Raw genomic sequence first — 25,995 nt, forward strand, 5'->3', positions numbered from 1 at the left:
CTGCAAGCCGGATAATTCGCCATCCGGCCAAGATGCTCAGTCGTTATTCGGCTCTGGTCAGAATGACTTCCCACGTGGAGAGCAGTTGTCCCTCCATGAACAGGGCTCCCCTGTTTTCATAGGTGCCTTCATCCAGTTGGCGCAGGGTTTCTATGTTGGCTCCCTGCGGTGTGTTTGCGCTGGAAAGAATGGTGTTGCCCACAATGGCGAAGTTGCCGGAGATCCTTCCCATGGGCAGGGTTTCCGCAGTCCATGTGGTGGAATAGGTTTCCGGGTCAAGCGGGGTAATTTCATAGACGCATTCAATGTCCGTGACCGGCTGGGTATGAATCAGCATGGCCGACCTGTTATACCAGATCTTCCGTTCGTGCGTGATGATGCTTGAGCCGGTGACGGGATAGGCATTACCGTTGCTATCCTTGAAGAAACCCTTGGCCTGCCATGTTCCAGGTGAGACGAGGTACGTGTGTTTCATGCGCGTTCCGGAAAATGTGTTTGTGTGAAGACGGGGGCGTGTTCGTGTGCCCCCGTCCTGTGAAAACGTTATCTGCAGGATGTCATTTGGTTTCCCACAGCTTTTTCAGGCGCTGGTCGCGCCCGCAGTTATAGCGGTAGAATTTGTAGCGGACCGGATTCTTCTTGTAATAATCCTGATGATAGTCTTCTGCGGGCCAGAAGGTTGAAGCCTTGATGATCCGCGTATCCACAGGTCTGTCAAACCTGCCGGATTTGTTCAGGGCCTCCTTCGAGGCTTCCGCTGCCACCCGTTGTTCTTCGGAGTGGTAGAAAATGGCTGTACGATACTGTTCCCCCTTGTCGCAGAATTGGCCGTAGGGGTCCAGCGGATCAACGTTTTTCCAGAAGACGTCGAGCAGGGTTTCGTAGCTGACTTTTGCAGGGTCATACGTCACCTGCAGGGCTTCAAGATGACCGGTGATGCCGGAAGAGACTTCCTTGTATGCAGGATTATCCTTGTATCCGCCCGTATAACCGGAGGTTGTTTCCAGCACGCCGTCAAGGTTGTCGAAGGGCGGTTCCATGCACCAGAAGCAGCCGCCCGCGAAGGTGGCCACGGCCGTTTGGGCGGGCGAGTCTGCCGCGTGTGCAGGGGCGGGATTGCCAATGACGAGCAGGCTGCCTGCAATGAATGCTGCGCCAATGAGGGTCAGGGGTATGTTCATGCCTACCTCCCGTTTGAGATCATTCATGGAGATGACGCTGTTGCGCGTTTCCAGTGAATATAAGCCTTTCTTTCGGAAAAGGGGAGGGGGCAGAGTTTTTCTTCGTTACCCATAAGTGGCAGGGACAGACTGCACTATCTCAGGCGTTGGCCTCGCATGCCTCGCGCCAGCGTTGCTCAATGGTCTGTCCATGGCGGAGCAGGATGTGCATGTAGTCCAGTTCCATCTGGATCATTTCCTGATCGTCGCGGCGCAGCCATTCGGAGAGCCATGCAAAGCGCAGGGCGCATGTGAAGGGGAGCAGCCACGGCAGCGTTTTTTCATTGAGGATATGCTCTGCGCGGAGTTCGGTGACAAGGGCGGGTACAAGGCCCCTCACAAGCCAGTCGGGATGCTCGAAGCCAACACAACCTATGCAGTTTGCCGCATCATAGAGAACGGGTTTGCGTCCGGCGAACTCCCAGTCGATGACGCCGCGAATCTCGTTCGCCCCCCAGATGATGTTCAGCGGATGGCAGTCGCCGTGCGCGGCGGCTGTGGGCAGATGTGGCAGCATGGTGAACAGCGGCGTGAAGTGGGGCAGTATGTCCGCAATGCGGGCATGAATGCCGGGTTCGCGCTGCCTGATGGTTTCCGCCAGCGAGGCCACATAGGCGGGCAGGGCGGGCGTGTTGGCCTCCGGTATGTCGGGCAGGGCGGTTCCGGCCTTTTGCAGGCCCGCGATGAAGCGTCCGATGAGGCGGCCTCGCCATGCGTCATCGATGTATTCAGGGCGGGGCAGTTCTTCGCCGATGATGAACGGGCTGCATTGCCAGAAGCTTTTGTCGGCTTCAAGAATATGATGCCCTTCAGCCGTCTTTCTGGGGGCATGAATAAAGGGGGCGTTTTCGTGCGCCAGTCCGTCGAGCAGACCCGCCACGGTGGCGCGGCTGGCCGCCTGATTTCCGCCGAGTCGTTCCAGAAGCCACAGGCTGCCGTCGTCCGTTTCGATAACCGTGCGTGTTATGCAGCGTTCAGGGCTGCCGGGAATGGCCAGATCATGCCGGATATGCGAGAGTGTGAGGCCGAAACGGGAAAGAATTGTCTGCATGCGTGCTTCCTGTGGATTTTGGGAGTGGAGTGGCACTGTTTCACAGCGGCAACAGGATGTCCATACTTGGGTTGTTCTGTCGGATGAGGGATGTATTCAAGCGCCGGACATATTTCGGAGATTGCGTAAAAAGGCAGCAACGCATAGAATATGCGCTTCTGTGGAAGGTGGTGAATGGAGCGTGAAGAAGGGCTGCGTCATGATTGCAGCTTTGCACGGTCGCTCCGGAAGCAGGCTTGCATGCCGCCCTCCGCAGTGTGTTGCGGCGTCCTGTTCCCGAGAGACATGAATTCCGTCATGGAGTTGCGCAGGTGAGTTTCGCCCGGTTGTCTTTGCATCAGTCCCTGCTTGAGGCAGTGGAAGAGCAGGGGTTCATTGCCCCCACGCCCATTCAGGAACGAGCCATTCCTCCGGCCAAGGAAGGCAGAGATGTGCTCGGGCTGGCCCAGACCGGCACGGGAAAGACTGCAGCATTTGTCCTGCCCTTGCTGGACAGGCTGGTGGAAGGGCCGCGCAATGTTGTCCGTGCGCTCATCGTTGCCCCGACACGGGAGCTGGCCGGACAGATTCACGACGATATCCGCATGCTCGGCCGCAGGGCGCGGTTGCGCAGTGTGCCTGTTTTCGGCGGTGTGGGATTCCACGGACAGGTCATGCAGATGCGGGGGGGCGCGGAGATTCTGGTCGCCTGTCCCGGGCGTCTGCTCGACCATGTACGACAGGGGACGGTTGATCTTTCCGCCGTGGAAGTGCTGGTGCTCGATGAAGCGGACATGATGTTTGACATGGGCTTTCTGGATGATGTGCGCGAGATTCTGCGCCTGACATCCGGCAGGAATCAGACGCTGTTGTTTTCCGCCACCATGCCTGAGCCTGTGCGCGTGCTTGCGGATGAGTGTATGCGTGATCCCGTGCTGGTGGAAGTGGATATTTCCACTCCTGCCGAGACCGTTTCACATTCCCTGTATCCGGTGGCGCCGCATCTGAAGACTCCGTTGCTCAAGGCCATGCTGCGGACGCTGGGGTATGAATCCATGCTCGTGTTCACAAGAACCCGTCATGGCGCGCGGCGGCTCTGGCAGCAGTTGGGTAAGGTGGGGTTCAATGTCACCTGCCTGCAGGGTAATCTTTCCCAGCGCAGGCGGCAGGCGGCTCTGGATGGCTTCAAACGCGGCAAGTTCGCCATCATGGTCGCAACGGATATTGCGGCAAGAGGGCTTGATATTTCCTCCATTTCCCATGTCATCAACTACGATTTTCCCCCGTCAGTCGATACCTACATCCATCGCATCGGGCGCACCGGCAGGGCAAGCCGTACGGGTATGGCGTTGACCTTTGTCACGCCTGAGGATGAGGCTCTGGTGCGCACGTTGGAACGCGCCATGGAAGAAACGCTGGAACGCTGCTACTTGCCCCGTTTTGAATACAGCGAACAGCAGCGAAGCGCGGAAGCACGTCCGGCCAAACTCAGGCGCGTGCCGCGTCCCCGTCGTATGGCCCGTGCCTTCATGCCCACGCAGGTGGAAAAGGAACCGGCCGAACCGCTCAGAAACCAGCGCCCGCCGAGGCAGCCGGCTCCCAACCCCGCACAGGTGCGCGTCATATCGCGGCCGCAACCCAAGCCGCCGGTGCAGCCGGAAAAGCCGGAAATGCGTCCGGCATCGCGTGCCGTGGCCAAGCAGGCCCCGACTCCCCGCGGCCCTCGTCATACTGTGCAGGAAACCCGCGAAGCGCAGGAACAGGACGACTAGTCTTTCCGGAAGCTCCATTTCACTGCTCTTGCTGGCACGCGGGCTGTCTGGTACAACGCCGCGAACAATGACGATAACCGACATCCAATGGAGGAAGACATATGCCGTCCTTTGACGTCGTGAACAAAGTGGATTTGCAGGAAATGGACAACGCCGTGAACAACGTGAAGAAGGAAGTGGAAACCCGCTACGACTTCCGTGGTTCCAATACTGAGATTTCTCTGGATAAGGGAAACAAGCGCGTCAGCATTATCGCGGCTGACGAAATGAAGATGCGTGCCGTGGCAGAAATGCTGCAAGCTCACTGCATCAAGCGCAAACTTGATCCCAAGGTGCTGGAATTCAAGGATCCCGAGCCCACTTCCAAGGGGGCCGTGAAGCGTGATGTGTGCATCCGTGAAGGCATTAGCAAGGAGCAGGCCCAGAAGATCGTGAAGGACATCAAGGCCAGCAAGATCAAGGTACAGGCTGCCATTCAGGATGACCAGGTGCGTGTGACCGGTAAGAAGATCGACGATCTTCAGGAAGTCATTGCCTTGCTCAAGGGCGGCAACTATGACGTACCCTTCCAGTTCGTGAACATGAAGTCCTGATTTTTTCCTGCGATTCGAAATGATAAAGCCGGAAGGGGTGTCCCTTCCGGCTTTTCTATTGTCTTGCGGTGTTGGTTATTCGCCTTCTGCCAGCACCTTGACCGAGTCTATGAACGTTTCGAGGTCGTTCTTTTCTCCGGGCTTGTGGTCTTCCGGATACAGCAGGGCTGACATGTAGAAAACCGAGCCGATGCGTTTCGCTACGGAGGCACTCTGTGAAAAGCGCGACAGCCTGTCGCTTACGGTTCCCCGTTCGTGTTCCGGCAGGTGCGAGACGAGAGGGGCTGCTTCTTCGGCCAGATTGGCGAGCAGGGTGGCTTTTTCCAGCATGATCTGCCGGTATTTGTTCTGGTCCTGATCGTCATGCAGGACTTTTTCGGCTTTCGATTCAAGCGTGCGGATGGCCTGTGCGCGGCCCTCCAGCCAGTCTTTCAATGTGATGAACGCCTTGGTACCCATGGCGCGGCTCCTTGGTTTGTGCATACCATAGCGATTCTGGTTCGCAGACGCAACTGTCGTCCATTATTAACGTAAGGGACGGAGCGGGGAGAGAGTGGCCTTTGTTTCAAAGGCATTGTGGATGCTCTCTCTGTCATAATGGGTGCTCTTGAAGTAGTCGCACTTGGCGCAGTTGGCTATCTTCTTGGCAAAGGTTTCCTGAACCACGCCGCCACAGTATGTGCCGGTGACCGAGGCGCAACTGTAGCCGTGGTTTGGCCATGCGGGACATACGCCCATTTCCTTTTCCTTCTTGCCACCCTTTTCGCGGCCGCAATTCTTGTAGACCCAGCATGGAACAGTCTTGCCTTCTTCATCCGCTCCACAGCTGCCGGACTGCATGCGGGTGAGAAGGAGCTTCAGGTCACTGGCGCGTCCTGTCAGGCTGAATACGTCTGTTGCCGCCTTGTTCATGGTCTCCATTGTGTCGGTGGCAATATGGGTAATCTCGTCAACAGCGCCGTTGATCTGTTCTGACGTGGCGGACTGCTCTTCGGCTGCCGTTGCGATGGACTGCACCTGAGAGCTGGTCTCGTCCGCAAGGGAGACGATGGTATTGAGCGCCTCTCTCGATACATGGGCGCTGGAGGTTACCCGTTCCACTGCGGAAAGGGCCTGCTGCATCTCGCCGGATGCTGCTTTGGAGCTATCCTGAATGGAGCGGATGACGCCACCGACTTCGTTGGTGGCCTGCATGGTTTTTTCCGCCAGTTTACGCACTTCATCCGCTACCACGGCAAACCCGCGGCCAGCTTCGCCAGCTCGGGCGGCTTCAATGGCGGCGTTCAGGGCCAGCAGGTTGGTCTGGTCGGCAATGTCGTTGATCACGTTCATGACCTGACCGATGTCGACAGCCCGGGTGCCCAGGTCGGTAATGCGGTCACCCAGAGCGGCAATTACATTGCCGACGCTGGAAATTTCCTGTTCAAGGGTGGACATGCGTCCGGCCCCTTCCGAGGAATGCTCACGGGTGCGCGCGGCAAGTTCTGCGGCATCGCTTGCGCTGCGGGCCACTTCCATGACCGTGGCATTCATCTGTTCCATGGCTGTTGCCGTTTCCATGGTGCGGTTTTGCTGTCGGGTTGCGCCGGAGTTGGCGCTTTGAATACGTTCAGCAAGATGCTCGGATGCGTCATTCACCTGCTGTGCGGAGCTAAGCACTTTTTGGGTCAGGTCTGCGATGCGTACCTTCTCCTCCACAAGTTCCTTTTCCTGCATGCGGGATTCGGTAATGTCCTTCACTGCGAGGCAGATGCCGAGGAGGTTTTGCGTGCCTACATCCTGCATGGGCGTGACGGTAAAGATGAGAGTTCGCGGGGTGGAATCTCTGGTGATGACAATATCTTCCGATACACGGCTCCTGCTTTTCAGAGCGCGTTCAACAAGCGTAATCGCGTTGCTGTTTGTTTCAAGCAGGTTGCGAAGGTCGTTGCCAAGGTAGTCTTGGTGGCTTCCCTTCTGTCCAAGAGTTGGGAGGGCTGCTTCGTCAAGATATGTCACATTGCCGGAGTCGTCCGTAATAATGATGGAGCAGGCTTCAGCCAGGGCATCCAGAGCTTGATCGAAAACCTGACAGTGGTTGGCACGGTCTTTTCGTAGAACCATGATGGCTTCGGCTATTGCTTTCATGGAGCCGTGCAAGTTTTGTGAAGCACATCCGCCAGCTGCAACATTTGAAAGTTGTTCAAGGGGGGTGCCTATGAATATACGGCAGAGGAAAGCAATGGTGAGGCCAGTGGCTGCAACAGTGGCGATGGAGATGGAAATCATACTTGCAAGGTTTGATATGTTGTTCAGGTAGAGTCCTAAAGCGCTTGCAAGTCCCGCAATCAGAGCCGGAAAAATAATAATGGGATACTGAAAATGTGAATGTCTAGCCATGATTGTCCCTCAAATTGCCATATCTGATGGTGAAAGTAGGCACGTTATTGATTTGATGCAGTGTCTATAGGTATATCTTGCGTAGAAATGCAATGAGAATGTTGCGGCACTGTAAAAAAGTGTAGTCGTGTTGTGTGTGTAAGTGCTTGCTTGCGTTGTCTATCAGTGGAGCTCTGCACGCTCTATGCGCCCTTGCCGTTTCGGGTGGGTGCGGCTACAAGGGGACCCACATTCATGACGTATTCATTCAAGGACAGCATATATGGCAATGATTAGCATCCAAAACGCGAGTTTGACCTTGGGCGGCCCTCTGCTGCTTGATGACGTGACCCTGCAGATAGAGGAAGGGCAGCGCGTCTGTCTGCTCGGACGAAACGGCGCGGGCAAGTCTACCTTCTTGCGGGTAATGCATGGCGACGTTCCGCTGGACAAGGGCATTGTTGCCCGCCAGCAGGGGCTTCGCGTATCCATGCTGCCGCAGGATGTTCCTCAGGGCATCAGCGGACAGGTTTATGGGGTTATTGCCGAGGGGATGGGCGAGGCTGGCAAGGCTCTTGCCGAATATCATGCCGTGAGCGTTCTGCTGGAGGCGGGGGAGTCTTCACCGGAATTGTCGGCGCGATTGCAGAAAGCTCAGCAGGGCCTTGATATCGGCGACGGCTGGACTGCTCATCAGACCGTTCAGAGCGTCATCAATCACCTGAAGCTGGATGCCGAGGCAGAGTTTGCAAGCCTTTCCGGAGGGATGAAGCGTCGCGTGATGCTGGCCCGGGCCCTTGCCGCGGAACCCGATGTGCTGCTCCTTGACGAGCCCACCAACCATCTGGATGTGGATTCCATAGACTGGCTTGAAGAGTTTCTGCTCCGGCGGGTGCGCACGCTGGTGCTCATCACCCATGACCGTATGTTTCTGCGCAAGGTGGCAAACCGGATTATCGAACTGGACCGGGGGCATCTTGCAGACTGGTCCTGCGATTATGATACGTTTCTGGAGCGTAAGGACGGGCAGTTGCACGCGGAACAGCAGGAATGGGCCCGTCTCGACCAGAAGCTTGCCGAAGAGGAAGTCTGGATACGCAAGGGGATCAAGGCGCGCCGCACCCGTAACATGGGGCGCGTACGGGATCTCTACGCCTTGCGTGAGGAGCGCGCCAAACGTCGCGAACGGCTCGGCACCGTATCCATGCAGGTGCAGGAGGCGGAGCGCTCCGGCCAGCTCGTGGTGGAAGCCCGGAATCTGACCTACACCTATCCGGATGCCGATAAGCCCGTCATCAGCGATGCTTCCCTTGTCATCAGCCGTGGTGACAAGGTCGGCCTGCTCGGGCCAAACGGTGTGGGCAAGACCACCATGCTCAAACTGCTGCTAGGTCGTTTGCAACCGCAGTCCGGTACGGTGCGTCATGGCACGAGGCTGGAGATTGCCTATTTTGACCAGCTTCGGGCTGAGCTGGATGACAGCAAGTCCGTTCGGGACAACGTTGCAAACGGGAACGATACCGTGGAGATCAACGGAGCCAGAAAGCATGTCGTCGGCTATCTCAAGGAGTTCCTGTTTGATCCTCAGCGCATTCACATGCCTGTCAGCTGTCTTTCCGGCGGGGAGCGGAACCGTCTGCTGCTCGCCCGTCTCTTCACCAAGCCGTCCAACGTGCTTGTTTTCGACGAACCTACCAACGATCTGGATATGGAGACGCTGGATCTGCTGGAGGAACTGATTGCAGGCTATTCCGGTACGGTGCTTGTGGTCAGCCATGACAGGGCGTTTCTTAATAATGTGGTGACCTCCACCCTTGCTTTTGAGGGCAACGGCCGTGTCTGCGAATATGTGGGCGGCTATGATGACTGGTTGCGCCAGCGTCCGGAACCTGTTGCGCAGGCGGTTCCCCGTGAATCTGCGAAAAAGGCTGCGTCCAAGAGTGCCGAGGAGGGGGGAGCAGGACGCCAGAAGAAGCTCTCCTTTAATGAGCAGCGCGAACTGAGCGCTCTTCGAGAGGAGCTGGAGGCGTTGCCGGCCCGGGTCGCGGCTTTGGAAGAAGAGCAGCATACGTTGGAGGCGGATATGGCAGATCCCGGTTTCTACACGCGCGATCCGCAGGGCTTTGCTGCGGCAACGGACCGTCTTCAGGAGCTGGAGATGGAGCAGCTTGATTTGCTCGAACGCTGGGAGGCAGCCGAGCAGCGTGTGGCAGAGCTTGAGCAATTCAGGGAGTAGCGGGGCTTAGACTGGTTATTGTTGTAATATAGATGTTTCTGTAATTGTCGTACCATCTCATGAACCCTTTTATATAAGGAGTATGGTATGTGGCACGACAAGAATGGAAATCCTATCCTTACGAATGGTTATCAGTCTGGCCTTTCTTTGGGCTCTTCGTTTGCAGTCCCTTCGGCAGCGGAAGAGCGGTATGTTGCCAAGTTCAGGAACCTTCAGTTCGAAAGGGAATCCCTGCACAACAACCTCTGCTTCGTTCCCATCAGTCTTGGGCAGGATTACCACGAGGGCAACAAGCTCGACTCAATTATGCGGCTTGTGGAAAAGACCTTCCGCGAGTGCGTCATCATCGTTTCGGATATGCTGCACAGGCATACGTTGCGTATTGCCGATCCGGAACTTTCTGTGGAGCGGGCCTTCGTCAAGTCCGTCAATGTGGGCAAGCGGTGGGTTGAGGAAAATGCCGGAGCGTGGGCCGGCCTTTCCATTCCCTATCGCCTTGTCTATTGGAGCGACCTGCTCGGCATGGAAGCCTATCCGGACCACCGGAAGCAGCTTGATGCCTTTTGTGGGCGTGACAGTGCGGCAAGCAACCTCGTGGATACCATGGTGAGTCACTTTGTTGACTCCGCCTGCCGGGAAGAAACGCCTGAAGAGGAGCGCGCACGGGTTGCGGTATTGAGCAGGGAATACCTGCTTGAAGAACATGCCATCCAGTTGCGAATGCTTCCTGAGATGTTCCCTGATCATCATTTCATCTATCCGCACACCAATCGGCTTGATCCTCTCATGGATTTCTATGAGCGGATGACAGGCAATGTCTGCCGGTGGCTTCGCGTGCGTATTAGCAGAAAGGGGAAGAGCGTATAGCGGGAGAGATGTGGCTTTTTTTTGACTCGGACCTGACAATCTAACTGATTGCCCATCTTTCATGAAGTGTTGTACGTTGTAACATCTGAATGAAAGGTGGGCTTTTTTATGCGAAGACTGCTTCTGCTGTTGGCATTGGTGGTATTCTTCCCCGGGGGGGGATCTGCTGCCGGCATTGATAAGGTGATAGTCGTGGGACCTTCGTGGGACCGTTTCACCAATATGGACGGAACAGGGCTGTATCATGAGATATTGAACGAGGTGTTTGCCCTGCACGGCATAACTGTCGTTCGCGAATATGTACCTTCCGAGCGGGCCTACGATCTTGTCAGAGCTGGCAGGGCAGACATGATGACCTGTCATGACGTGGCGAAAGCCCCCTTGCAACTGGCAAAATATCCTATGTTTGCCGGGCCTTACCATGTATTTTACAATAAGGAACGCGTTGGGGAGTGGAAAGGGGAGGAAAGCCTTCGTGACAAGGTCGTAGCCTGGCGAATCGGCTATTACACGGTAAAGAATTTTCCTGTTCCCATACAGCCAAAGGAAGTGAAGACGGGGACTTCTGCCCTCGGCATGGTGCTTCTCGGCAGAGCAGATTTTTATGTGGATGATCTGTCTTTTATAGATACGTCCATTAAGGAAAACAAACTTCCGTTCGATAGGGCAGACTATGATGTCCGCATGGCCGGATACCGCACCTACCATCCGGTGTTGTTGGAGTCTGAGCGGGGAGAGCGGATCAAGACATTGTATGATCAGGGCATGGAGCAGCTCATCCATAACGGAAAGCTGCGTGAGATCTTTGCCAAGTGGGGGTTTGAGTACCCGCCTTATACCATTGAGTAGGGCTTGGGGTGTGGACCCAGGGGCTTTAATCGCTTGGTGATAGGGTGCGACTGTGTTTGATCATGCCGTGGTGGTTGCTTGGCAGAAATGATTATATGGATTTATTGCCTCCGGGGGATTCATGAAGCGGTACGTGCTTTCTTTACTTCTTGTCCTGCTTGTTTCTTCGTGGGGACATGCTGCCGACTTGGGTGAAATAGTTGTTGTAGGTCCTTCATGGAACAAATTCACCAATCATGACGGCACGGGTCTGTATCATGAGATCCTCAACAAGATTTTTACGGAGCAGGGGGTGCCTGTCCGCCGCATTTATGTCTCTTCTCAGCGGGGAAACGACCTTGTTGCCGCCGGCAAAGCGGATATGATGACGTGCAGGGACCGCGCCCCTTCTCCATTGTTTCTGGCTCGCTATGCCATGTATGAAGGTGAGTTTCATTGCTTCTTCAATCTCAAACGGCAGGGCGTCTGGCAGGGGCCGGAGAGCATGGCAGGCAAGTCTGTTGTCTTCCGGCTCGGTTACTATGCCCCGAAGAATTTTCCTGAAGGTACAATCCTCAAGGAAGTAAAAACGGCAGATGCCGCTCTGGGCATGGTTGTTCTGGGGCGGGCAGACTTCTACATTGACGATCTGAATTTTATCAATGAGTCCGTCAAAGCGAGTACTGTTCCGTTCAGCAAGGACGATTACGATATTCAGGTGGCCGGGAGACGTCAGTATTTTCCAGTTCTTAGAGACTCGCTTCGCGGCAGACAGATAGAAGAGATGTATGCAAAGGGAATTGAGAGGCTTCATGCTTCCGGAGAGTTACAATCGATTTTTGAAAAGTGGGGATTCCCCTATCCTCACTACGAGTTTTCTGAATAGTTCCGGAGCGCTGCATGGCCGAAGCTAAACGCAGTCCTTTTTTCGTACCTATCAAGAACTCGGTGGCAACCTTGCTGTTACGCAAGGTGTTTTTGCTGTACGTGCTGGTCACGTGCCTGCTTACGGCAGGGCAACTGATCAATGAATACATCTCCACCCATGACAAAGTGACCCGGTCGATTGCCTCTCTGGAAACTGTTGTTTCCGAGGGGTTGGCTGCGGCCATTTATAATGTGGATGACTTGCAGATCCGTACCATCGTGAACGGCATGCTTGAGACGCCGGAACTGGTGGGAGTGCGCGTTGAAACGGAGTTTCAGGGGGCATTTGAAGCCAATTCGCTTGAGAGGCCCCTGCCGTTTGCCGCTCCTGCATTCGGCGAGAATGGCATGTTGCTTAATGTCGAAGGAACAGGAGAACGGGACAGCCTTTTCTGGAACACCTTCCCGATCATGTACATGGAATCGGGCGGGCAGCCCTATGTAATTGGGGCGTTAACGCTGTTTTCCAGTGAGAATATTGTTCTCAGCGAAGTGTGGGAAGATCTCATCATCATTCTCGTCAATGCCCTTATCAAGGCTGTTGCCTTGTGGGTTATCTTCCTCTGGTTTGCCCGCAAGATACTTTCCCGTCCGCTCGAAAAATTGACCAGCGCCACAGCCATGGTCAGCATGGATAATCTTGAGAGTATTCAGGTTGCCATGGAGTCGGATAGCCGCAACGAACTGACGGTTCTTGCGGAAGCCTTCAATGCGATGCTGGCCAATCTGCTCGTCATGCGTAAGGAGTCGGAGCGGCTTGCCGTAAGCTTGCAGGATGCCAGCCGCCAGATTGAGGAGTACAGCTGGTCGCTTGAAGACAAGGTTGAAGAACGGACCCGTCAATTGGATGAGAAGAATGCCGAGCTGCAGGTTGCCATCGACAAATTGCAGAAGGCCAAGGAGCAGGCGGAGTCCGCCACGCGTTCCAAAAGCCAGTTCCTCGCCACTATGAGCCACGAAATCCGCACCCCCATGAATGTCATTCTCGGAATGGCGGAGGTGTTGACCGAGGCAGAGCTTTCAAGAGAGCAACAGGAAAATGTGAAGGTGCTGCGCCAGGCTGGTGAGGGACTTATGGAACTCATCAACGACATTCTGGATCTCTCCAAGGTCGAGTCCGGCCAGTTCATGCTGGAGCATATTGAATTCGATCTGCAGAAGGTGGTGGACAAGACGCTCAGATCTCTGGCTGTGCGGGCGCATGAGAAAGGACTGGAAATTGGATGGCGTCTGGCTCCACACGTGCCGCATCGGTTGAAGGGAGATCCCACGAGGCTGCGTCAGGTTCTGATCAATCTGATCGGCAACGCGGTCAAATTCACAGAGCGGGGCGAGGTCATTCTTGAGGTGAATGCCAATCCGGACAGTATGGATCCGGGCAACCTTCTTTTCACGGTCCGGGACTCGGGGATTGGTGTGCCTCCTTCCCTGCATGGCAGAATATTCGAGACCTTTTCGCAGGCTGATTCCTCGACGACGCGAAAGTTCGGTGGAACCGGACTTGGTCTGGCTATCTGCCGCCATCTTGTCAGTCTTATGGGCGGGCATATCGGGGTGGAAAGCGATGGGTTTTCCGGCTCCATTTTTTCTTTCACGGCCAACTTTGAAGTCTGCAGCAGGCAGCTTGCAAAGACCAAAGGGGCGAAGACCGTGGCCGGCAAACGTGTGCTTGTGGTAGAGCCCCACGTCTTTACCCGCAGCTTGCTGCATGAATATCTGGAAGATTTTGGTGCAGCCGTGGAAGTGCTGGGCAGTCTGGAGGGGGCGGCCGTATGCATTCGGGAACTTGCGGCACAAGGGCGCCCCGTCGAACTGGTTGTGACGGTTCTGCCAAATGAACGGGCAGAGGTGGGAGGGCAGAGCGTCGCTTCGTATCTGGGAGCACTGGTGGATGAAGGCGTACGGCGATCCGTGTTGCTTTGTACGCTTGGATGCGGGGTCGGAGCAGTTCCTGGCGGGCTTTACTATACTTCTTTGGTAAAGCCGATTGCTCCGCATTCGCTTGCCGAGGCGCTGGATGAGGTGCTGGCTTCAAAAGCGGAACCGGAAGAGCCTGCTTCGCATGCAATGGGGGATGGCCGCGCTCTGCGCATTCTGCTCGTGGACGATTCTCCCAATAACCGCATGGTGGTGGAACTGTTCCTGCGCCGAACTCCTCACGAGCTTGTCATGGCGGAGAATGGTCAGGATGGGGTGGACCGCTTTGCGAATGAATTCTTTGACGTGGTGCTCATGGATATTGAAATGCCGGTCATGGATGGTCTGACAGCAACATCACGTATCCGTGAATTGGAGCGGCAACGGGGAGGGGGGCAGGTGCCCGTCATCGCGCTTACTGCCCATGCCCTTGAGGAAGAGAAGAAAAGGGCTTTTGATGCCGGCTGTACCGGATTCTTGACCAAGCCAGTGCATAAGAATGTTTTGCTTACAGAATTGTCGCAGCTGTAACGGTTTGATATTTTTATTTTTTACAAAAAAAATGAAAAAAAATGCACTTGCCCCCTTTTCAAGGCGGAAAAGTGATTTATTATCCCGTCAGCGTTCGGGAAGCTTATTCCCGACGTTGATTTCTCCCGCTTTTTCAGCGGGTATTTTATGTACATAACTTGCGGTGCCCGTTCCGCTGTATGCGGAACCTGCCTTTGAAAAGACCATGTGTTGCAAGCGGGGGCAGGAAGGGGTATATATCCGCGCGGTATTGGCACTCGACTCGTTTGAGTGCTAACAGAAAAGTCGAATATGAAAAAATGTTGGAGGGTTATAGTATGAATCTGAAGCCTTTGAGCGATCGCGTTCTGGTTAAGCGTCTTGAAGCCGAAGAAAAGACCGCCGGTGGTCTTTACATTCCTGATACCGCCAAGGAAAAGCCCTCTCGTGGCGAAGTCGTTGCGGTAGGCCCCGGTAAGGTTGAAAACGGCAACACCATTGCCATGACCGTTGCTGTCGGCAATGTTGTTCTCTTCAACAAGTACGCTGGTACCGAGATCAAGATCGACGGTAACGACTTCCTCGTAATGCGCGAAGACGACATTCTCGCCATCATCGCCTAACTTACCTCATTTCGCTTATATTTCAGGAGGATTATACTCATGGCTAAAGAGATTCTTTTTGACGCAAAGGCACGTGAGCGCCTTTCCCGCGGTGTAGATAAGCTTGCCAACGCCGTTAAGGTTACCCTTGGACCCAAGGGCCGTAACGTTGTTATCGAAAAGTCCTTCGGCTCCCCCGTTATCACCAAGGACGGCGTTTCCGTAGCCAAGGAAATCGAACTGGAAGACAAGTTCGAAAACATGGGCGCCCAGATGGTTAAGGAAGTTGCCTCCAAGACTTCCGACATCGCTGGCGACGGTACCACCACCGCTACCATTCTTGCTCAGGCTGTTTACAAGGAAGGCGTGAAGCTCGTTGCTGCCGGCCGTAACCCAATGGCCATCAAGCGCGGCATCGACAAGGCTGTTGAAGCCCTCGTTGTCGAACTGAACGCTCTTGCTAAGCCCACCCGCGACCAGAAGGAAATCGCTCAGGTTGGCACCATTTCCGCCAACTCCGACACCACCATCGGCAACATCATTGCCGAAGCCATGAACAAGGTGGGCAAGGAAGGCGTTATCACCGTTGAAGAAGCCAAGGGCCTCGAGACCACTCTCGAAGTTGTTGAAGGTATGCAGTTTGACCGCGGCTACCTGTCCCCCTACTTCGTAACCAACGCTGACAAGATGATCGTGGAAATGGATTCTCCCCTGATCCTCATCTGCGAAAAGAAGATTTCCAACATGAAGGACATGCTCCCCGTTCTGGAGCAGGTCGCCAAGATGAGCAAGCCCCTCGTCATCATCGCTGAAGACGTAGACGGCGAAGCTCTTGCCGCTCTGGTTGTGAACAAGCTGCGCGGCACCCTGCAGGTTGCAGCCGTAAAGGCTCCCGGTTTCGGCGAACGCCGCAAGGCCATGCTGCAGGACATCGCCATCCTCACCGGTGGTCAGGTTGTTTCCGAAGAAATGGGCGTCAAGCTCGAGAACATCACCGTGGCTGACCTCGGTTCCGCCAAGCGCGTGGTTGTTGACAAGGAAAACACCACCATCGTTGACGGCGCCGGCAAGGGCGAGGACATCAAGGCTCGCGTGAAGATGATCCGCGCTCAGGTCGAAGAAACTTCTTCCGACTACGATCGTGAAAAGCTGCAGGAACGTCTGGCCAAGCTGGTTGGCGGCGTTGCCGTGATCAACGTTGGTGCAGCTACCGAAACCGAAATGAAGGAAAAGAAGGACCGCGTTGAAGACGCCCTGAACGCTACCCGCGCTGCCGTTGAAGAAGGCATCGTGCCTGGCGGCGGTACCGCTCTGGTTCGCGTGGCCGCAATCCTCGACGACATCAAGCCCGCTGACGACGACGAAGCTTCCGGCGTTGCCATCCTGCGTCGCGCCATCGAAGAGCCCCTGCGTCAGATCGCTGCCAACGCTGGTTTCGAAGGCTCCATCGTTGTGGAAAAGGTTCGCGACGGCAAGGACGGCTTCGGCTTCAACGCTGCTACCGGCGAATACGAAGACCTTATCAAGGCCGGCGTTATCGATCCCAAGAAGGTTACCCGCATTGCACTGCAGAATGCTGCTTCCGTAGCTTCCCTGCTGCTCACCACCGAGTGCGCCATTGCCGAGAAGCCTTCCGATAAGCCCGCTGCTCCGGCTATGCCCGGTGGCATGGGCGGCATGGGCGGCATGTACTAAATCGCCGTCTGGCAAATCTGCCTCTTTGGGCCGGAGTTTTCTCCGGCCCTTTTTTTTATCCAAAAACTGAGCTATGCATTGTTCTGTGTAAGGTGATTTGATGAAGACACACGTTTTTGGGGAATGGCAAAGGAGTCCTGAATGGTTTTGAACAGGCAGGGGGCGATGCGCATGTTGGGTATCGACCCGGAATCGTATGATGAGTTGCTAGCCATTATGCGCAGCGAGTTGTGCAATTGGTTGGACTATTTCAGTGAAACTGGGGGAAATGGGCTGGATGTCATGCGTTCGCGTGCGCATCGGCTCAAGAGTGATGCCGCCAATATCGGTGCGGAGAGGGTGCGGCATACTGCGCGGGCTTTGGAGCAATCCATCCGTGAAGGACAGGATGAGGGTTCGGTGGAACACTTCCGGCGCGTTCTGGTGCAGGATCTGCGCGACCTTCAGCGTGAGATCGGTCCATAGAAAGCGTCTCGGTTCAGCATAATACCGTCACCCCCTAAAGGGATGGGGGCATTTTGACGATGAGGGAGTGTAGGACTGCAGAAGACTGTCTTCTGCCGCGCCTTCCCGATAATCAGAATGGACCATGAGCAGGGGAACGGGCCATGAAATATATGCACTTCCGGCATAAGGCGCTTGCTGCCGCACGGCTGGCGGTGGTGCTTGCACTGGCTGTGTCGCTTTCGGCGTGCGCGCTGTATCGTTCGCAGCTGCCGGTCGCGACGACATATGAGGCGGAATCGCAATACAAGATGCAGTCGGCGGGGCACTGGCAGGTGCTTGCTTCAGACGTGGCAGACAGGATATTCAAGGCAATTGAGGATCGTGACGATCTGCTCATGAAACCCCTGTATATGGAGCCGCCCAACAGCAGGCCTTTCTCTCTGGGCTTTTACAAGCTGCTGACTTCCGAGCTTGTTTCGCGCGGCATACAGGTTTCTCTGGAACGTGAAAGCGATGTGGTGGATGTGGAGTACGACGTTCTTGCGGTTCTGCACAATGATCGCATGCAGCGTCCGCCCATTGGCACCTTCACGGCCATCAGTACGGGAGTGAGCGCTGCGCGTGCGCTGAACTCCATGGCGGAATGGATTCCTGCCGCCATAGGCGCTGGCGTACTTGCCGACTTTGCCAGCGGCGCCGTCACCTCCACTTCCAATCGCGAAGTTCTTATCTCCGTGTCCATGTCCTACAACAACAGGTATGTGGTGCACACCTCCTCAGTCTATTACATCAACGATCCTGACTATGAGCAGTTTGTGGACCCCATGGCCCGCGGGCACTACGTGCAGGAATTCAAGCCCCGCCCCGTGCGGGTTACGGCCCAGTAGGAGGAGAGCATGAAACGTCTTTCTCTGTTGTTGGTGCTGATTCTGCTCCTGCTGAGTGTTGTTGCCGCAATGGCCGGACCGGGCGCCATACCGAGACAGCCCGCGCAGATTGAAGCTTCGCTGGCGGCGTTTCCTCAGGGTTCGCTGTTGACCGGCACCAGTCAGATGGCTGCGGATGCGCTGCATCAGGTCATGGCGGGGCGTGTAAGCAAGGATAGTCCCGTTCTCGTTACTGCCATGGTGGAGCTTGATGATTTGCAGAAAAGCTCCACCTTTGGTCGTGTGGTGATGCAGCAGGTGGGGTCCCGGCTGAGTCAGTACGGGTATCGTCTTGTCGAATCCCGTTTGGGTCAGAATATGATCATCCGTCCCCGTGAAGGGGAGTTCATGCTGACCCGTGAGGTTGCCCGTCTGATGCAGACCCAGTATGCCGCACAGGCCGTACTGGTGGGCAGCTATGTTGAGACGCCTGTGACCGTGTACTGTTCGTTGCGCCTTATCCGGCTCGATGACGGAGCGGTTGTGGGAGCGTATGAGTATCAGCTGTCAAACAGCGGCGAGGTACGCAGTATGCTGCGTAAGGAGAAGAAGTCTCCTGTGGATGTGGATCCGGCGTGGAACGAGTTCTCGCGCAGGCAGGCAGCCTACACGCCCAACGGCGCGGCCTTGCCGCCCGTGCAGAACTTTGCGCCACAGCGTGCGGATGTCCCCGTTTTTCAGGGGAACACCTTCCAGGGGGGGGGAGCAGGGCGGCAGCCTGCCGGGCCGATGAATGCTCCGGTTATTACGCCGCCTCAGCGGGTGATCACGCCTACGCCTCCTTTAGGGGCAGCGGATGCTCCGACGCCGCTTGGTCCACCTGAGCCAGCCATTCGATGATACAGCCTCATGGTAAGCACCCCTTAAGGGGTGCTTTTTTATTTTGTTGCGCCGACCTGCTGTGCTAGAGGGATGTGAGCTTTTACTTTTACTATGGATTCAGTTTCATTTAGCTGGATGCTAACAACTAGGGGGTAGCCCATGTCTTTTATCCATTTCTTTTCTCGGCAGGCCCGCAGGCCCTCCGGGCTGTTCGGGAGGTTTGTCATGTCCCGCGTGTTCGACAGGGGGAATGCCGAGTTGAACGCCTTTGTCAGAGAACTGGTAGATCCGCAAGCCAATGATCATATTCTCGAGATTGGTTTCGGAACCGGCAGGCTGCTGCATGAGCTTGCAGCTACTGTAAAGGACGGGATAGTTGAGGGGGTGGATTTCTCGGAGGCCATGGTGCTGCAGGCGCAGAAGAACAATGCCCGCCTCATGTCAGATGGTCGTGTGTCCTTTAGACAGGGGGCTTTTGAAGACATGGTATGGACTGACAGTTCGTTTGATACCGTATGCAGTGTGAATACCGTATATTTCTGGAAGAATCCGCTGGATACGGCGCAAAAGATCAGACGTCTGCTCAAAGCGGGCGGCAAGCTGGTTCTGGGCTTCGGCGATAAGGCTGAACTAGGAAGAAAGCCCCTCAGCGCAGATGTCTTCAACCTGTATACGCCGGAGGAAGTGGTTTTCTTTTTGCGGCAGAGCGGCTTTTCGGGAGCTATTTATAATAGGAAGCGGCAGGGTAGCGCGCATATTCTTCACTGCGTAGTCGCGGAAAAGTAGAATGTCGTGCGTATGTTGCAGGCGCATCGCTACCGTAACATATGCTATGGCAGGCGTTCTTGCCATGGTGCTTTTCGGGAGGATAGCCGTCATGTTGAGGAAAAAACTGGCCTGCGCCATCTTTCCGCTTGTAATTATGGGTGAAACAGCCTATGGATTTTCCCGCGATACCGTTAGGCGGTCGGCTGTGACCGGCTTTATGCTGAGCTTTCCGGTGAATCGCGAGAACATTCCCCTTGTCATGCTTGACGCGGGCCGTTTTACACTGTAAAAAGGTCCGTTCATTTTTTTAAAGGAGTAACCCCATGAAGAGAACGTATCAGCCGAGCAAAGTCAGACGTGCCAGAGCTTGTGGCTTCCGCGCCCGCCTTAAGTCCGCTAGCGGCCGCGCAGTACTGAGCCGTCGTCGTGCGAAGGGGCGTAAGAGATTATCCGCTTAACGCATTCACGCGAGCATCGCTTGATCCGGCGGCCTGATTTTGTCAGCTGTTACAATGAAGGCCGCCGTTACTTTTCCAAGAATTTCATCCTGTTTGTGCTGCCTCGTTCCTCGGCTCTGCTGAGTTGGCGTATGGGCATGGCAGTGACGAAAAAAACAGGAACGGCAGTCGTGCGTAATCGCGTCAAGCGCGTGATTCGCGAGTTTTTCCGACTCAACCAGCGCGAGGTCTGCGACGGATTCGATGTCGTGGTAGTGCCCAAGCGCAGTCTCAACCCCGAGCGGGTAAGTCTCGAAATGGTTTCGCAGGAATTATCGCCGATAATTCATAACGTCTGCGGCCAGCTTGCCCAAGAGGCGGGAAACGAAGCGCCATGAAGTCATTTGCCCGAACCATACTGGTGCTGCCTATCCGCTTTTACCAGTTGTGCATTTCACCGCTTACGCCCCCTGCCTGCCGTTTCGTCCCCACGTGTTCGGAGTATGCGGCCGAGGCTATCTCTCGTCACGGCGTCCTGAAAGGCTCCGGCCTTGCCGTTTGGCGAATTCTCAGGTGTCATCCCTTCAGCCGCGGCGGCTACGATCCCGTTCCACCTTCCCGGCATCAATCCCCCCTCGGACAGGAGTAATTGAGGTCCAATCATGATGGATAATAAGCGTTTATTGATCGCTGTAGCGCTCTGTTTGGCAGTTACCGTAGGCTGGAATTTTCTGGCGCAGCATATGGGCTGGTTGCCCGAGCCGGTTGAGCAGCAGCAGGTAGCGGCAGCTCCCGAGGCCAATTCCGGAAACGCGCAGGCTCAGACCGCCCTTGGTGTGGATCAGCCTGCCGTTCCTGTTTTCCAGCCCTCCGAAGGGCGTGAAGTGACCGTTTCCACCCCCCTGTACAAGGCAGTTCTGCATAGTCAGGGTGGCGTAATGAAGAGCTTTTTCCTGAATGACTACAAGGTGAGCATCAATGCCGGTTCTCCTGCCGTTGACATGGTGGGTGGTGAAGCTTCTCAGCTTGGCGCTCTCGGTATCATGCTGGACGGCAAGCGTTCCTGGATTGACGGGCAATGGAGCTTTGCCGGAGACAATCTTTCCCTTGATGGCAACGCCAGCGGCTTGCTGGTGTTCACTGGTGAAGTGGATGGCATCCGCGTTGTTCGCGAAATGCACTTCTTTGCCGATACATATGTGGTGAAAGAGAAGGTTCGCCTTCTGAATTCTGGCGACGCTCCCCGCAGTGTACGTCTTGATTTCACCCTTGGTGCAGGCCACCTTGAATCTGCCGATAACCGTTACAATCCCACCAAGATTGCATGGTTCTCCGATTCCGAAGGTCTGGATTACGAAGCCGATCTGGAAGAGCTGGAAAAGGGCTTTGCCAAGAGCCTGCCCCTGCGTTGGGCCGGTGTAGAGAGCAACTACTTCCTCGCCGCTGTTGCGCCTGAAGGAACCGACGTTGCCCTCAAAGCAAAATTCCAGCATGGCGTCTATCGTGTTGCCATCGAGCGTGACGCCATCGGCCTTGCTCCCGGAGCCGAATTTGAAGTCGGCACCAATTACTACCTTGGCCCCAAGCTTGCCAAAGCTCTGGAAAACGCTCCCAACATGCTCGGAGCCTCCATTGACTTCGGCATGTTCAGCATTCTGGCCAAGCCCTTGTTGAAGATGATCAACTTCTTCCACGAGTATGTGGGGAACTACGGTGTAGCCATCATCATCTTGACCATTCTGATCAAGCTGCTGTTCTGGCCTCTTTCCCACAAGAGCTACAAGTCCATGGAGCAGATGAAGAAGCTGCAGCCCATGATGCAGAAGATTCGCGAAAAGTATGCTGACGACCGCGAACGGCAGAACCAGGAGGTCATGAACCTCTACAAGACCTACAAGGTCAACCCTGCCGGCGGCTGTCTGCCCATGCTCGTTCAGATTCCCGTGTTCTTCGGCCTGTATCAGGCTCTGCTGAACTCGATTGAACTGCGTCACGCTTCTTTTATCACACATCTGCCTTTTACGGACATGATCTGGCTGGCGGACCTTTCCGCCTCCGACCCCTTCTACATTACCCCCATTGTCATGGGGCTGACCATGCTGTTGCAGCAAATGATGACGCCCAGCACCGGCGACCCGGTACAGAAGAAGATGATGATGTTCATGCCCCTGGTGTTCACCTTCATGTTCCTGAACTTCCCCGCGGGCCTCGTCGTTTACTGGCTGGTTAACAACGTACTCTCCATCGCCCAGCAGTGGTTCATGCTCCGCAAGGCGTAATGCCTTGCCTTTTAATCGCGAGTACCTCTTGAGGTGAATGCATGGATGCATACAAGGAGTTCCAGGGTAAGACTCTGGACAGCGCGATCGAAGCAGCTTGCAGCTACTTCAATAGCGCACGGGAAAAACTTGAAATTGAGATAGTCAATGACGCCAAGACCGGTATTTTCGGTCTTGTCGGTGCCAAAAAGGCGAAGGTTCGCGCCCGCCGTATGCAGGTTGCGTTCGATAGCAATGTGTTGAACGGCAGCGCTCCTGCTGCTGAAACCTCCGGCCGTGACCGTAAGAAGGCTGCGGAAGGAAGGGAAGACAAGGGCCAGCGCGAAGAGCGCAGACAGCGCGATGACCGTAAGCCCAGAGAAAAGGGTGCCAAGGCCGAAGACGCACAGCGTCAGGCCGATGCAGCCCCTGCGCAGAAGGAACGCAAGGAAGGTCCCCGTTCCGGCCAGCGCGACCAGAAGCCTGCCCGTCGTGAAGCGCGCCGTGATGAGCGCACGGAAGAGGGCAAGGAAGAACGTAGCGAAGCCGGTGAACGTCGTCAGGAACGTCGCGGCGGTGAAAAAAGCCGCTCCGAAGGACGCTCTGACGCTCGACCCGAAGGCCGTGCAGAAAAGGGCAGAGGCAATCGCCAGCCCAAGCGGCCTAAGGATGCCGAAGCTTCTGCGGCATCTGCAGCGGAAGAGACCGAAACTGCTGAACGCCAGAGCTCTTCCTCCGAAGAAGGCCGTTCTTCCAGCCGTCGCAGCCGAGGCGGTCGCCGTCGCAGTCGTGGCGGTCGTGGACGCGGTCGCAAGGAAGAGGGCGCTGCTGCCGAGGGCCTGCCGGCAAAGGCAGACGCAGTGGTGGATCTGCCTGAAGGTGCCCAGGGTGATTTCGATACTTCGTTCGATGACGACATGATGGACGACATCTCCGCCGAGCCCATGCCCGAAGCGAATCTTGCCGAATTGGATCAGGATAAGCTTATCGAGGTTGTGAACGGCGTTGTAGGCAAGCTCATCACTCCTGTCATCGGTGAAACGCCTGTGGCTTCCGCCATTGAAGATAACCGCGTTAAGGTGACCATCTCCAGTGGCGACAACTCCGGCCTGCTGATCGGACGCGAAGGACAGACGCTGGCAGCATTCCAGTATCTTACCAACCGTATCGTGGCCAAGGAGATGGGCGTTGCCGTTCGTGTCCAGCTGGATACCGGCGACTACCGTGAACGTCAGGACGATAAGCTGCGTGAAATTGCTCTGCATCTTGCCGATAAGGCCAAGACCCTCGGCAAGCCCCAGTCCACGCGTCCTCTCAGTTCCTACCATCGCCGCATCGTGCATCTTGCACTGCAGGGTGATGAAGATATTCAGACCCGCAGCAAGGGCGATGGCCCGCTGAAGCGGGTTATTATCGGACGCAAGCGCAAGAGCGCCTAGCATCCAACCGGAAATGCATGCAAAAGGAGGCTCACCGAGCCTCCTTTTTTCTTGAATGCCACAGCAAACACCTTGCCCGTCTGCAGGGCCGGGGCTACATACTATCTATGCATCATTCAGATACCATCGCCGCCATCGCCACTCCTCTGGGACAGGGGGGTATAGGGATTATCAGAATCAGCGGACCAGACGCCGCCGCCATCCTGCAGCGCCTGTTCCGTTCTTCATCCGCATCCTTTGCAGGCTTCCGGCCGCGGGTGCTGCATCATGGACGCATTACGGATGCGATCGGCGAGCCCCTTGATGATGTGCTGGCTGTGCACATGCCCGGCCCTCGTACCTTTACCGGCGAAGATGTGGCTGAGGTCCACTGCCATGGCGGACCTGCCATTGTTTCTTCCGTGCTTGAGGCCGTGTTTGCCTGCGGAGCCCGTCCTGCCGATGCAGGCGAGTTCACCAAGCGCGCTTTCCTGAACGGAAGAATGGACCTGACGCAGGCCGAGGCCGTGGCCGAGATGATTGCCGCGCCGGTTAAAAGCGGCGTGCGTTTGGCTCAGGCCAAGCTTGACGGCATGTTGGGGCGTCGCATTGCCGAACTGCGAGGCCAGCTCGAGCTCGTGCGCATGAAGCTGTGCGTTGCTGTGGATTTTCCTGAGGAAGACATTGAATGCCTGAGCCCTGAGGAATTTCTGGATGATATTTCTTCCGTCCGTGAAGCCATAGGTGAACTGCTCCGCAACTATGAGCGGGCCCGTTGCTGGCGTGAAGGCGTGCTGGTGGTGCTGGCGGGACAGGTTAATGCGGGCAAGTCCAGCCTCATGAACGGCCTTCTGGGCCGTACCCGCGCCATCGTGACGGACATTCCCGGTACCACCCGTGATTTTCTGGAGGAGCAGCTCAGTTTTGAAGGGCTGCCCGTCAGGCTGGTGGATACCGCCGGTCTGCGCGAAACCGGCGATATCGTTGAGCAGGAAGGGGTACGGATCAGCCGCGACCTGGCCTCTCAGGCAGACCTTGTGTTGCTGGTTGTGGATGCCCGCAATGGCGTTGGGCATGCCGAAGAAGAACTCATTACCTCTGTGGGAGCAGACAGGGTTCTGGTGGTCTTGAACAAGGTGGACCTTGTTGAGACGTTGCCTATCGTGCCTGCAGGCTGTGCCCACGTGGCGGTTTCCGCCAAGCGGGGAGAGGGGCTTGATTCCCTTGTAGCCATGGCTCGCGGTCACGTGCTGTCCCGAAGAGACGGTGGGGAACCGCAGGCTGGCGACCTTGTTCCCAATCTGCGGCAGAGCAGGGCGCTGCGCGATGCTCTTGAAGAGCTTGATCTTCTGCAGCAGGATATCAGCCTGCAATTGCCTTATGATATCCTCGGAGTCAGGCTGGAAGCTGCGTGCACCATTCTTTCCGAGATTACCGGCGAGACTACGCCGGACGATATCCTGAACAGAATTTTCGAAAGCTTCTGTATCGGCAAGTGATGCGAATCCGGCTTTCGCAGGCCGTCTCATGAGATTGTTACGGACGGCCTTTTGGTATGCTCTACGTCAGTCTTTGAATCCTTTCGGCGGATGTGACATATGTCACGGACGCCGTTTTTTCTATTGGCTAGTTTGAAACCAACAAGGAGTTCCCATGTCCTCACCTGCAATCGCTCCCTACGAAATAACTGTCTGCCGCGGCATGCAGGCGCAGACGAACTGTCGCTTTGCCATGGAAGTGGGAGAGGGATTCGCCACACGGCTTGAACAGTGCGTGCAGGATAGCGGCTGGCCTGTATTTTTGCGAAATGCCATAACCGGCCCGTTGCTGCATCATCATGCCTTCCGAATTGCCGCCTCCGCTTGTCCCAACGGCTGCTCCCGCCCGCATGTGGCGGATATAGGCATTATCAGGGCTTGCGTGCCGTTGCTCGACCCGGAACCCTGTTCCTGCTGCGCCCTCTGTTACAAGGTATGTCCCGACAGAGCCATCGCCATGGACAGGCAGGGGCCGATGTTCGACTACGGCAAGTGCATGCAGTGCGGGATGTGTGTGGCCAAATGTCCGGAGCGGGCCTTGAGCTGCATGGAGAATGGGTATCGTGTGGTTCTCGGCGGCAAGTTGGGCAGGCATCCCCGCCTTGCCACGGAGCTTCGGGGAATTCATGACGAAGACGTTGTTCTCTCGATTGTATCGGGCTGTCTGGATATCTACATGCGTGAATACCGGAAGGGCCTGCGTTTCGGAGCTCTTGTTGATGAACTGGGTGACGCTCTGGACGAAGAACTGGAACTGCTGACAGGGAAGTAACAAGATGCATCAAGCCTCGGAATTGGAAGCGCGTAGCAATGGAGCCTGCGGGAA

26 protein-coding genes are annotated in these 25,995 nt (G+C 55.8%); 21 read left to right on the forward strand and 5 right to left on the reverse strand.

The genetic code is table 11. The features are described 5' to 3' along the window. Positions 1–43: 43 nt before the first annotated feature. From N1030_RS02935 to N1030_RS02945, 3 genes are all read right to left on the reverse strand, one after another. On the reverse strand, positions 44–475 hold the full coding sequence (locus N1030_RS02935) for a hypothetical protein (RefSeq protein WP_265827559.1): 432 nt from the start codon (positions 473–475) through the stop codon (positions 44–46). An 82-nt stretch (positions 476–557) separates the two neighbouring features. Then, the gene (gene msrA, locus N1030_RS02940; RefSeq protein ID WP_265827561.1) at positions 558–1,181 is read right to left on the reverse strand and encodes a peptide-methionine (S)-S-oxide reductase MsrA; all 624 of its coding nucleotides are present in this window, start codon (positions 1,179–1,181) and stop codon (positions 558–560) included. A gap of 139 nt (positions 1,182–1,320) precedes the next feature. Beyond that, positions 1,321–2,271: a phosphotransferase enzyme family protein gene (locus N1030_RS02945; RefSeq protein WP_265827562.1), complete on the reverse strand. Its 951-nt coding sequence runs from the start codon at positions 2,269–2,271 to the stop codon at positions 1,321–1,323. A 311-nt stretch (positions 2,272–2,582) separates the two neighbouring features. Between N1030_RS02945 and N1030_RS02950 the strand changes: the two genes are divergently transcribed. Further along, on the forward strand, positions 2,583–4,022 hold the full coding sequence (locus tag N1030_RS02950; protein WP_265827564.1) for a DEAD/DEAH box helicase: 1,440 nt from the start codon (positions 2,583–2,585) through the stop codon (positions 4,020–4,022). Positions 4,023–4,123: 101 nt separating this feature from the next. Beyond that, entirely contained in the window at positions 4,124–4,615 is a 492-nt protein-coding gene (locus N1030_RS02955) for a YajQ family cyclic di-GMP-binding protein (RefSeq protein WP_265827565.1), read from the forward strand. A 75-nt stretch (positions 4,616–4,690) separates the two neighbouring features. On the opposite strand, the gene N1030_RS02960 is transcribed toward N1030_RS02955, so the two are convergent. Both N1030_RS02960 and N1030_RS02965 read right to left on the reverse strand, forming a co-directional pair. Continuing rightward, positions 4,691–5,074: a hypothetical protein gene (locus tag N1030_RS02960; protein WP_265827566.1), complete on the reverse strand. Its 384-nt coding sequence runs from the start codon at positions 5,072–5,074 to the stop codon at positions 4,691–4,693. A gap of 66 nt (positions 5,075–5,140) precedes the next feature. Beyond that, entirely contained in the window at positions 5,141–6,742 is a 1,602-nt protein-coding gene (locus N1030_RS02965) for a methyl-accepting chemotaxis protein (protein ID WP_265827567.1), read from the reverse strand. Positions 6,743–7,256: 514 nt separating this feature from the next. On the opposite strand from N1030_RS02965, the gene N1030_RS02970 reads away from it, so the two are divergent. From N1030_RS02970 to N1030_RS03060, 19 genes are all read left to right on the forward strand, one after another. After that, on the forward strand, positions 7,257–9,209 hold the full coding sequence (locus tag N1030_RS02970; protein ID WP_265827568.1) for an ATP-binding cassette domain-containing protein: 1,953 nt from the start codon (positions 7,257–7,259) through the stop codon (positions 9,207–9,209). 87 nt (positions 9,210–9,296) lie between these two features. Beyond that, positions 9,297–10,076, forward strand: a complete 780-nt coding sequence (locus N1030_RS02975; RefSeq protein WP_265827569.1) for a hypothetical protein — start codon at positions 9,297–9,299, stop codon at positions 10,074–10,076. A 108-nt stretch (positions 10,077–10,184) separates the two neighbouring features. Next, positions 10,185–10,925 carry a substrate-binding periplasmic protein gene (locus N1030_RS02980; protein ID WP_265827570.1) on the forward strand — a complete coding sequence of 247 codons (741 nt, stop codon included), beginning with the start codon at positions 10,185–10,187 and terminating at the stop codon, positions 10,923–10,925. Positions 10,926–11,046: 121 nt separating this feature from the next. Continuing rightward, the gene (locus N1030_RS02985; RefSeq protein ID WP_265827571.1) at positions 11,047–11,790 is read left to right on the forward strand and encodes a substrate-binding periplasmic protein; all 744 of its coding nucleotides are present in this window, start codon (positions 11,047–11,049) and stop codon (positions 11,788–11,790) included. 14 nt (positions 11,791–11,804) lie between these two features. Continuing rightward, the gene (locus N1030_RS02990) at positions 11,805–14,279 is read left to right on the forward strand and encodes a hybrid sensor histidine kinase/response regulator (protein ID WP_265827573.1); all 2,475 of its coding nucleotides are present in this window, start codon (positions 11,805–11,807) and stop codon (positions 14,277–14,279) included. Positions 14,280–14,596: 317 nt separating this feature from the next. Beyond that, on the forward strand, positions 14,597–14,881 hold the full coding sequence (gene groES / locus N1030_RS02995) for a co-chaperone GroES (protein WP_265827574.1): 285 nt from the start codon (positions 14,597–14,599) through the stop codon (positions 14,879–14,881). 39 nt (positions 14,882–14,920) lie between these two features. Further along, positions 14,921–16,555: a chaperonin GroEL gene (gene groL / locus N1030_RS03000; protein WP_265827575.1), complete on the forward strand. Its 1,635-nt coding sequence runs from the start codon at positions 14,921–14,923 to the stop codon at positions 16,553–16,555. 141 nt (positions 16,556–16,696) lie between these two features. Then, on the forward strand, positions 16,697–17,020 hold the full coding sequence (locus N1030_RS03005; RefSeq protein ID WP_265827576.1) for an Hpt domain-containing protein: 324 nt from the start codon (positions 16,697–16,699) through the stop codon (positions 17,018–17,020). Between the two features lie 143 nt (positions 17,021–17,163). Further along, a complete protein-coding gene (locus N1030_RS03010; protein ID WP_265827578.1) occupies positions 17,164–17,889 on the forward strand; it encodes a hypothetical protein in 726 nt (241 codons plus the stop codon). A 9-nt stretch (positions 17,890–17,898) separates the two neighbouring features. After that, a complete protein-coding gene (locus N1030_RS03015) occupies positions 17,899–18,768 on the forward strand; it encodes a FlgO family outer membrane protein (RefSeq protein WP_265827579.1) in 870 nt (289 codons plus the stop codon). 207 nt (positions 18,769–18,975) lie between these two features. Next, on the forward strand, positions 18,976–19,536 hold the full coding sequence (locus N1030_RS03020) for a class I SAM-dependent methyltransferase (RefSeq protein ID WP_265827580.1): 561 nt from the start codon (positions 18,976–18,978) through the stop codon (positions 19,534–19,536). A 91-nt stretch (positions 19,537–19,627) separates the two neighbouring features. Beyond that, positions 19,628–19,807: a hypothetical protein gene (locus tag N1030_RS03025; protein ID WP_265827581.1), complete on the forward strand. Its 180-nt coding sequence runs from the start codon at positions 19,628–19,630 to the stop codon at positions 19,805–19,807. A gap of 34 nt (positions 19,808–19,841) precedes the next feature. After that, the gene (gene rpmH, locus N1030_RS03030; RefSeq protein WP_265827583.1) at positions 19,842–19,976 is read left to right on the forward strand and encodes a 50S ribosomal protein L34; all 135 of its coding nucleotides are present in this window, start codon (positions 19,842–19,844) and stop codon (positions 19,974–19,976) included. 20 nt (positions 19,977–19,996) lie between these two features. Continuing rightward, positions 19,997–20,353, forward strand: coding sequence for a ribonuclease P protein component (gene rnpA, locus N1030_RS03035; RefSeq protein WP_265827584.1), 357 nt, complete (start codon positions 19,997–19,999; stop codon positions 20,351–20,353). Further along, positions 20,350–20,604, forward strand: a complete 255-nt coding sequence (yidD, locus tag N1030_RS03040; protein ID WP_265827585.1) for a membrane protein insertion efficiency factor YidD — start codon at positions 20,350–20,352, stop codon at positions 20,602–20,604. Before rnpA ends, yidD begins: the two co-directional genes overlap by 4 nt. Before the next feature lie 16 nt (positions 20,605–20,620). Beyond that, positions 20,621–22,234 carry a membrane protein insertase YidC gene (gene yidC, locus N1030_RS03045; protein WP_265829005.1) on the forward strand — a complete coding sequence of 538 codons (1,614 nt, stop codon included), beginning with the start codon at positions 20,621–20,623 and terminating at the stop codon, positions 22,232–22,234. Positions 22,235–22,275: 41 nt separating this feature from the next. After that, positions 22,276–23,652 (forward strand): Jag family protein, encoded by a 1,377-nt coding sequence (locus N1030_RS03050; protein WP_265827586.1) that lies wholly within the window; start codon positions 22,276–22,278, stop codon positions 23,650–23,652. Between the two features lie 107 nt (positions 23,653–23,759). Beyond that, on the forward strand, positions 23,760–25,130 hold the full coding sequence (gene mnmE / locus N1030_RS03055) for a tRNA uridine-5-carboxymethylaminomethyl(34) synthesis GTPase MnmE (RefSeq protein ID WP_265827587.1): 1,371 nt from the start codon (positions 23,760–23,762) through the stop codon (positions 25,128–25,130). 154 nt (positions 25,131–25,284) lie between these two features. Next, on the forward strand, positions 25,285–25,941 hold the full coding sequence (locus N1030_RS03060; RefSeq protein WP_265827588.1) for a 4Fe-4S dicluster domain-containing protein: 657 nt from the start codon (positions 25,285–25,287) through the stop codon (positions 25,939–25,941). Positions 25,942–25,995: the final 54 nt, after the last annotated feature.

Source organism: Desulfovibrio mangrovi (assembly GCF_026230175.1).
GTDB lineage: Bacteria > Desulfobacterota > Desulfovibrionia > Desulfovibrionales > Desulfovibrionaceae > Halodesulfovibrio > Halodesulfovibrio mangrovi.

Excerpts from the sequence above, each read along its gene's own strand:
- N1030_RS02935 (WP_265827559.1), bottom strand. The coding sequence starts at position 475 with ATGAAACACACGTACCTCGTCTCACCTGGAACATGGCAGGCCAAGGGT.
- msrA (WP_265827561.1), bottom strand. The coding sequence starts at position 1,181 with ATGAACATACCCCTGACCCTCATTGGCGCAGCATTCATTGCAGGCAGC.
- N1030_RS02945 (WP_265827562.1), bottom strand. The coding sequence starts at position 2,271 with ATGCAGACAATTCTTTCCCGTTTCGGCCTCACACTCTCGCATATCCGG.
- N1030_RS02955 (WP_265827565.1), top strand. The coding sequence starts at position 4,124 with ATGCCGTCCTTTGACGTCGTGAACAAAGTGGATTTGCAGGAAATGGAC.
- N1030_RS02960 (WP_265827566.1), bottom strand. The coding sequence starts at position 5,074 with ATGGGTACCAAGGCGTTCATCACATTGAAAGACTGGCTGGAGGGCCGC.
- N1030_RS02965 (WP_265827567.1), bottom strand. The coding sequence starts at position 6,742 with ATGAAAGCAATAGCCGAAGCCATCATGGTTCTACGAAAAGACCGTGCC.
- N1030_RS02970 (WP_265827568.1), top strand. The coding sequence starts at position 7,257 with ATGGCAATGATTAGCATCCAAAACGCGAGTTTGACCTTGGGCGGCCCT.
- N1030_RS02975 (WP_265827569.1), top strand. The coding sequence starts at position 9,297 with ATGTGGCACGACAAGAATGGAAATCCTATCCTTACGAATGGTTATCAG.
- N1030_RS02980 (WP_265827570.1), top strand. The coding sequence starts at position 10,185 with ATGCGAAGACTGCTTCTGCTGTTGGCATTGGTGGTATTCTTCCCCGGG.
- N1030_RS02985 (WP_265827571.1), top strand. The coding sequence starts at position 11,047 with ATGAAGCGGTACGTGCTTTCTTTACTTCTTGTCCTGCTTGTTTCTTCG.
- N1030_RS02990 (WP_265827573.1), top strand. The coding sequence starts at position 11,805 with ATGGCCGAAGCTAAACGCAGTCCTTTTTTCGTACCTATCAAGAACTCG.
- groES (WP_265827574.1), top strand. The coding sequence starts at position 14,597 with ATGAATCTGAAGCCTTTGAGCGATCGCGTTCTGGTTAAGCGTCTTGAA.
- groL (WP_265827575.1), top strand. The coding sequence starts at position 14,921 with ATGGCTAAAGAGATTCTTTTTGACGCAAAGGCACGTGAGCGCCTTTCC.
- N1030_RS03005 (WP_265827576.1), top strand. The coding sequence starts at position 16,697 with ATGGTTTTGAACAGGCAGGGGGCGATGCGCATGTTGGGTATCGACCCG.
- N1030_RS03010 (WP_265827578.1), top strand. The coding sequence starts at position 17,164 with ATGAAATATATGCACTTCCGGCATAAGGCGCTTGCTGCCGCACGGCTG.
- N1030_RS03015 (WP_265827579.1), top strand. The coding sequence starts at position 17,899 with ATGAAACGTCTTTCTCTGTTGTTGGTGCTGATTCTGCTCCTGCTGAGT.
- N1030_RS03020 (WP_265827580.1), top strand. The coding sequence starts at position 18,976 with ATGTCCCGCGTGTTCGACAGGGGGAATGCCGAGTTGAACGCCTTTGTC.
- N1030_RS03025 (WP_265827581.1), top strand. The coding sequence starts at position 19,628 with ATGTTGAGGAAAAAACTGGCCTGCGCCATCTTTCCGCTTGTAATTATG.
- rpmH (WP_265827583.1), top strand. The coding sequence starts at position 19,842 with ATGAAGAGAACGTATCAGCCGAGCAAAGTCAGACGTGCCAGAGCTTGT.
- yidD (WP_265827585.1), top strand. The coding sequence starts at position 20,350 with ATGAAGTCATTTGCCCGAACCATACTGGTGCTGCCTATCCGCTTTTAC.
- yidC (WP_265829005.1), top strand. The coding sequence starts at position 20,621 with ATGGATAATAAGCGTTTATTGATCGCTGTAGCGCTCTGTTTGGCAGTT.
- N1030_RS03050 (WP_265827586.1), top strand. The coding sequence starts at position 22,276 with ATGGATGCATACAAGGAGTTCCAGGGTAAGACTCTGGACAGCGCGATC.
- mnmE (WP_265827587.1), top strand. The coding sequence starts at position 23,760 with ATGCATCATTCAGATACCATCGCCGCCATCGCCACTCCTCTGGGACAG.
- N1030_RS03060 (WP_265827588.1), top strand. The coding sequence starts at position 25,285 with ATGTCCTCACCTGCAATCGCTCCCTACGAAATAACTGTCTGCCGCGGC.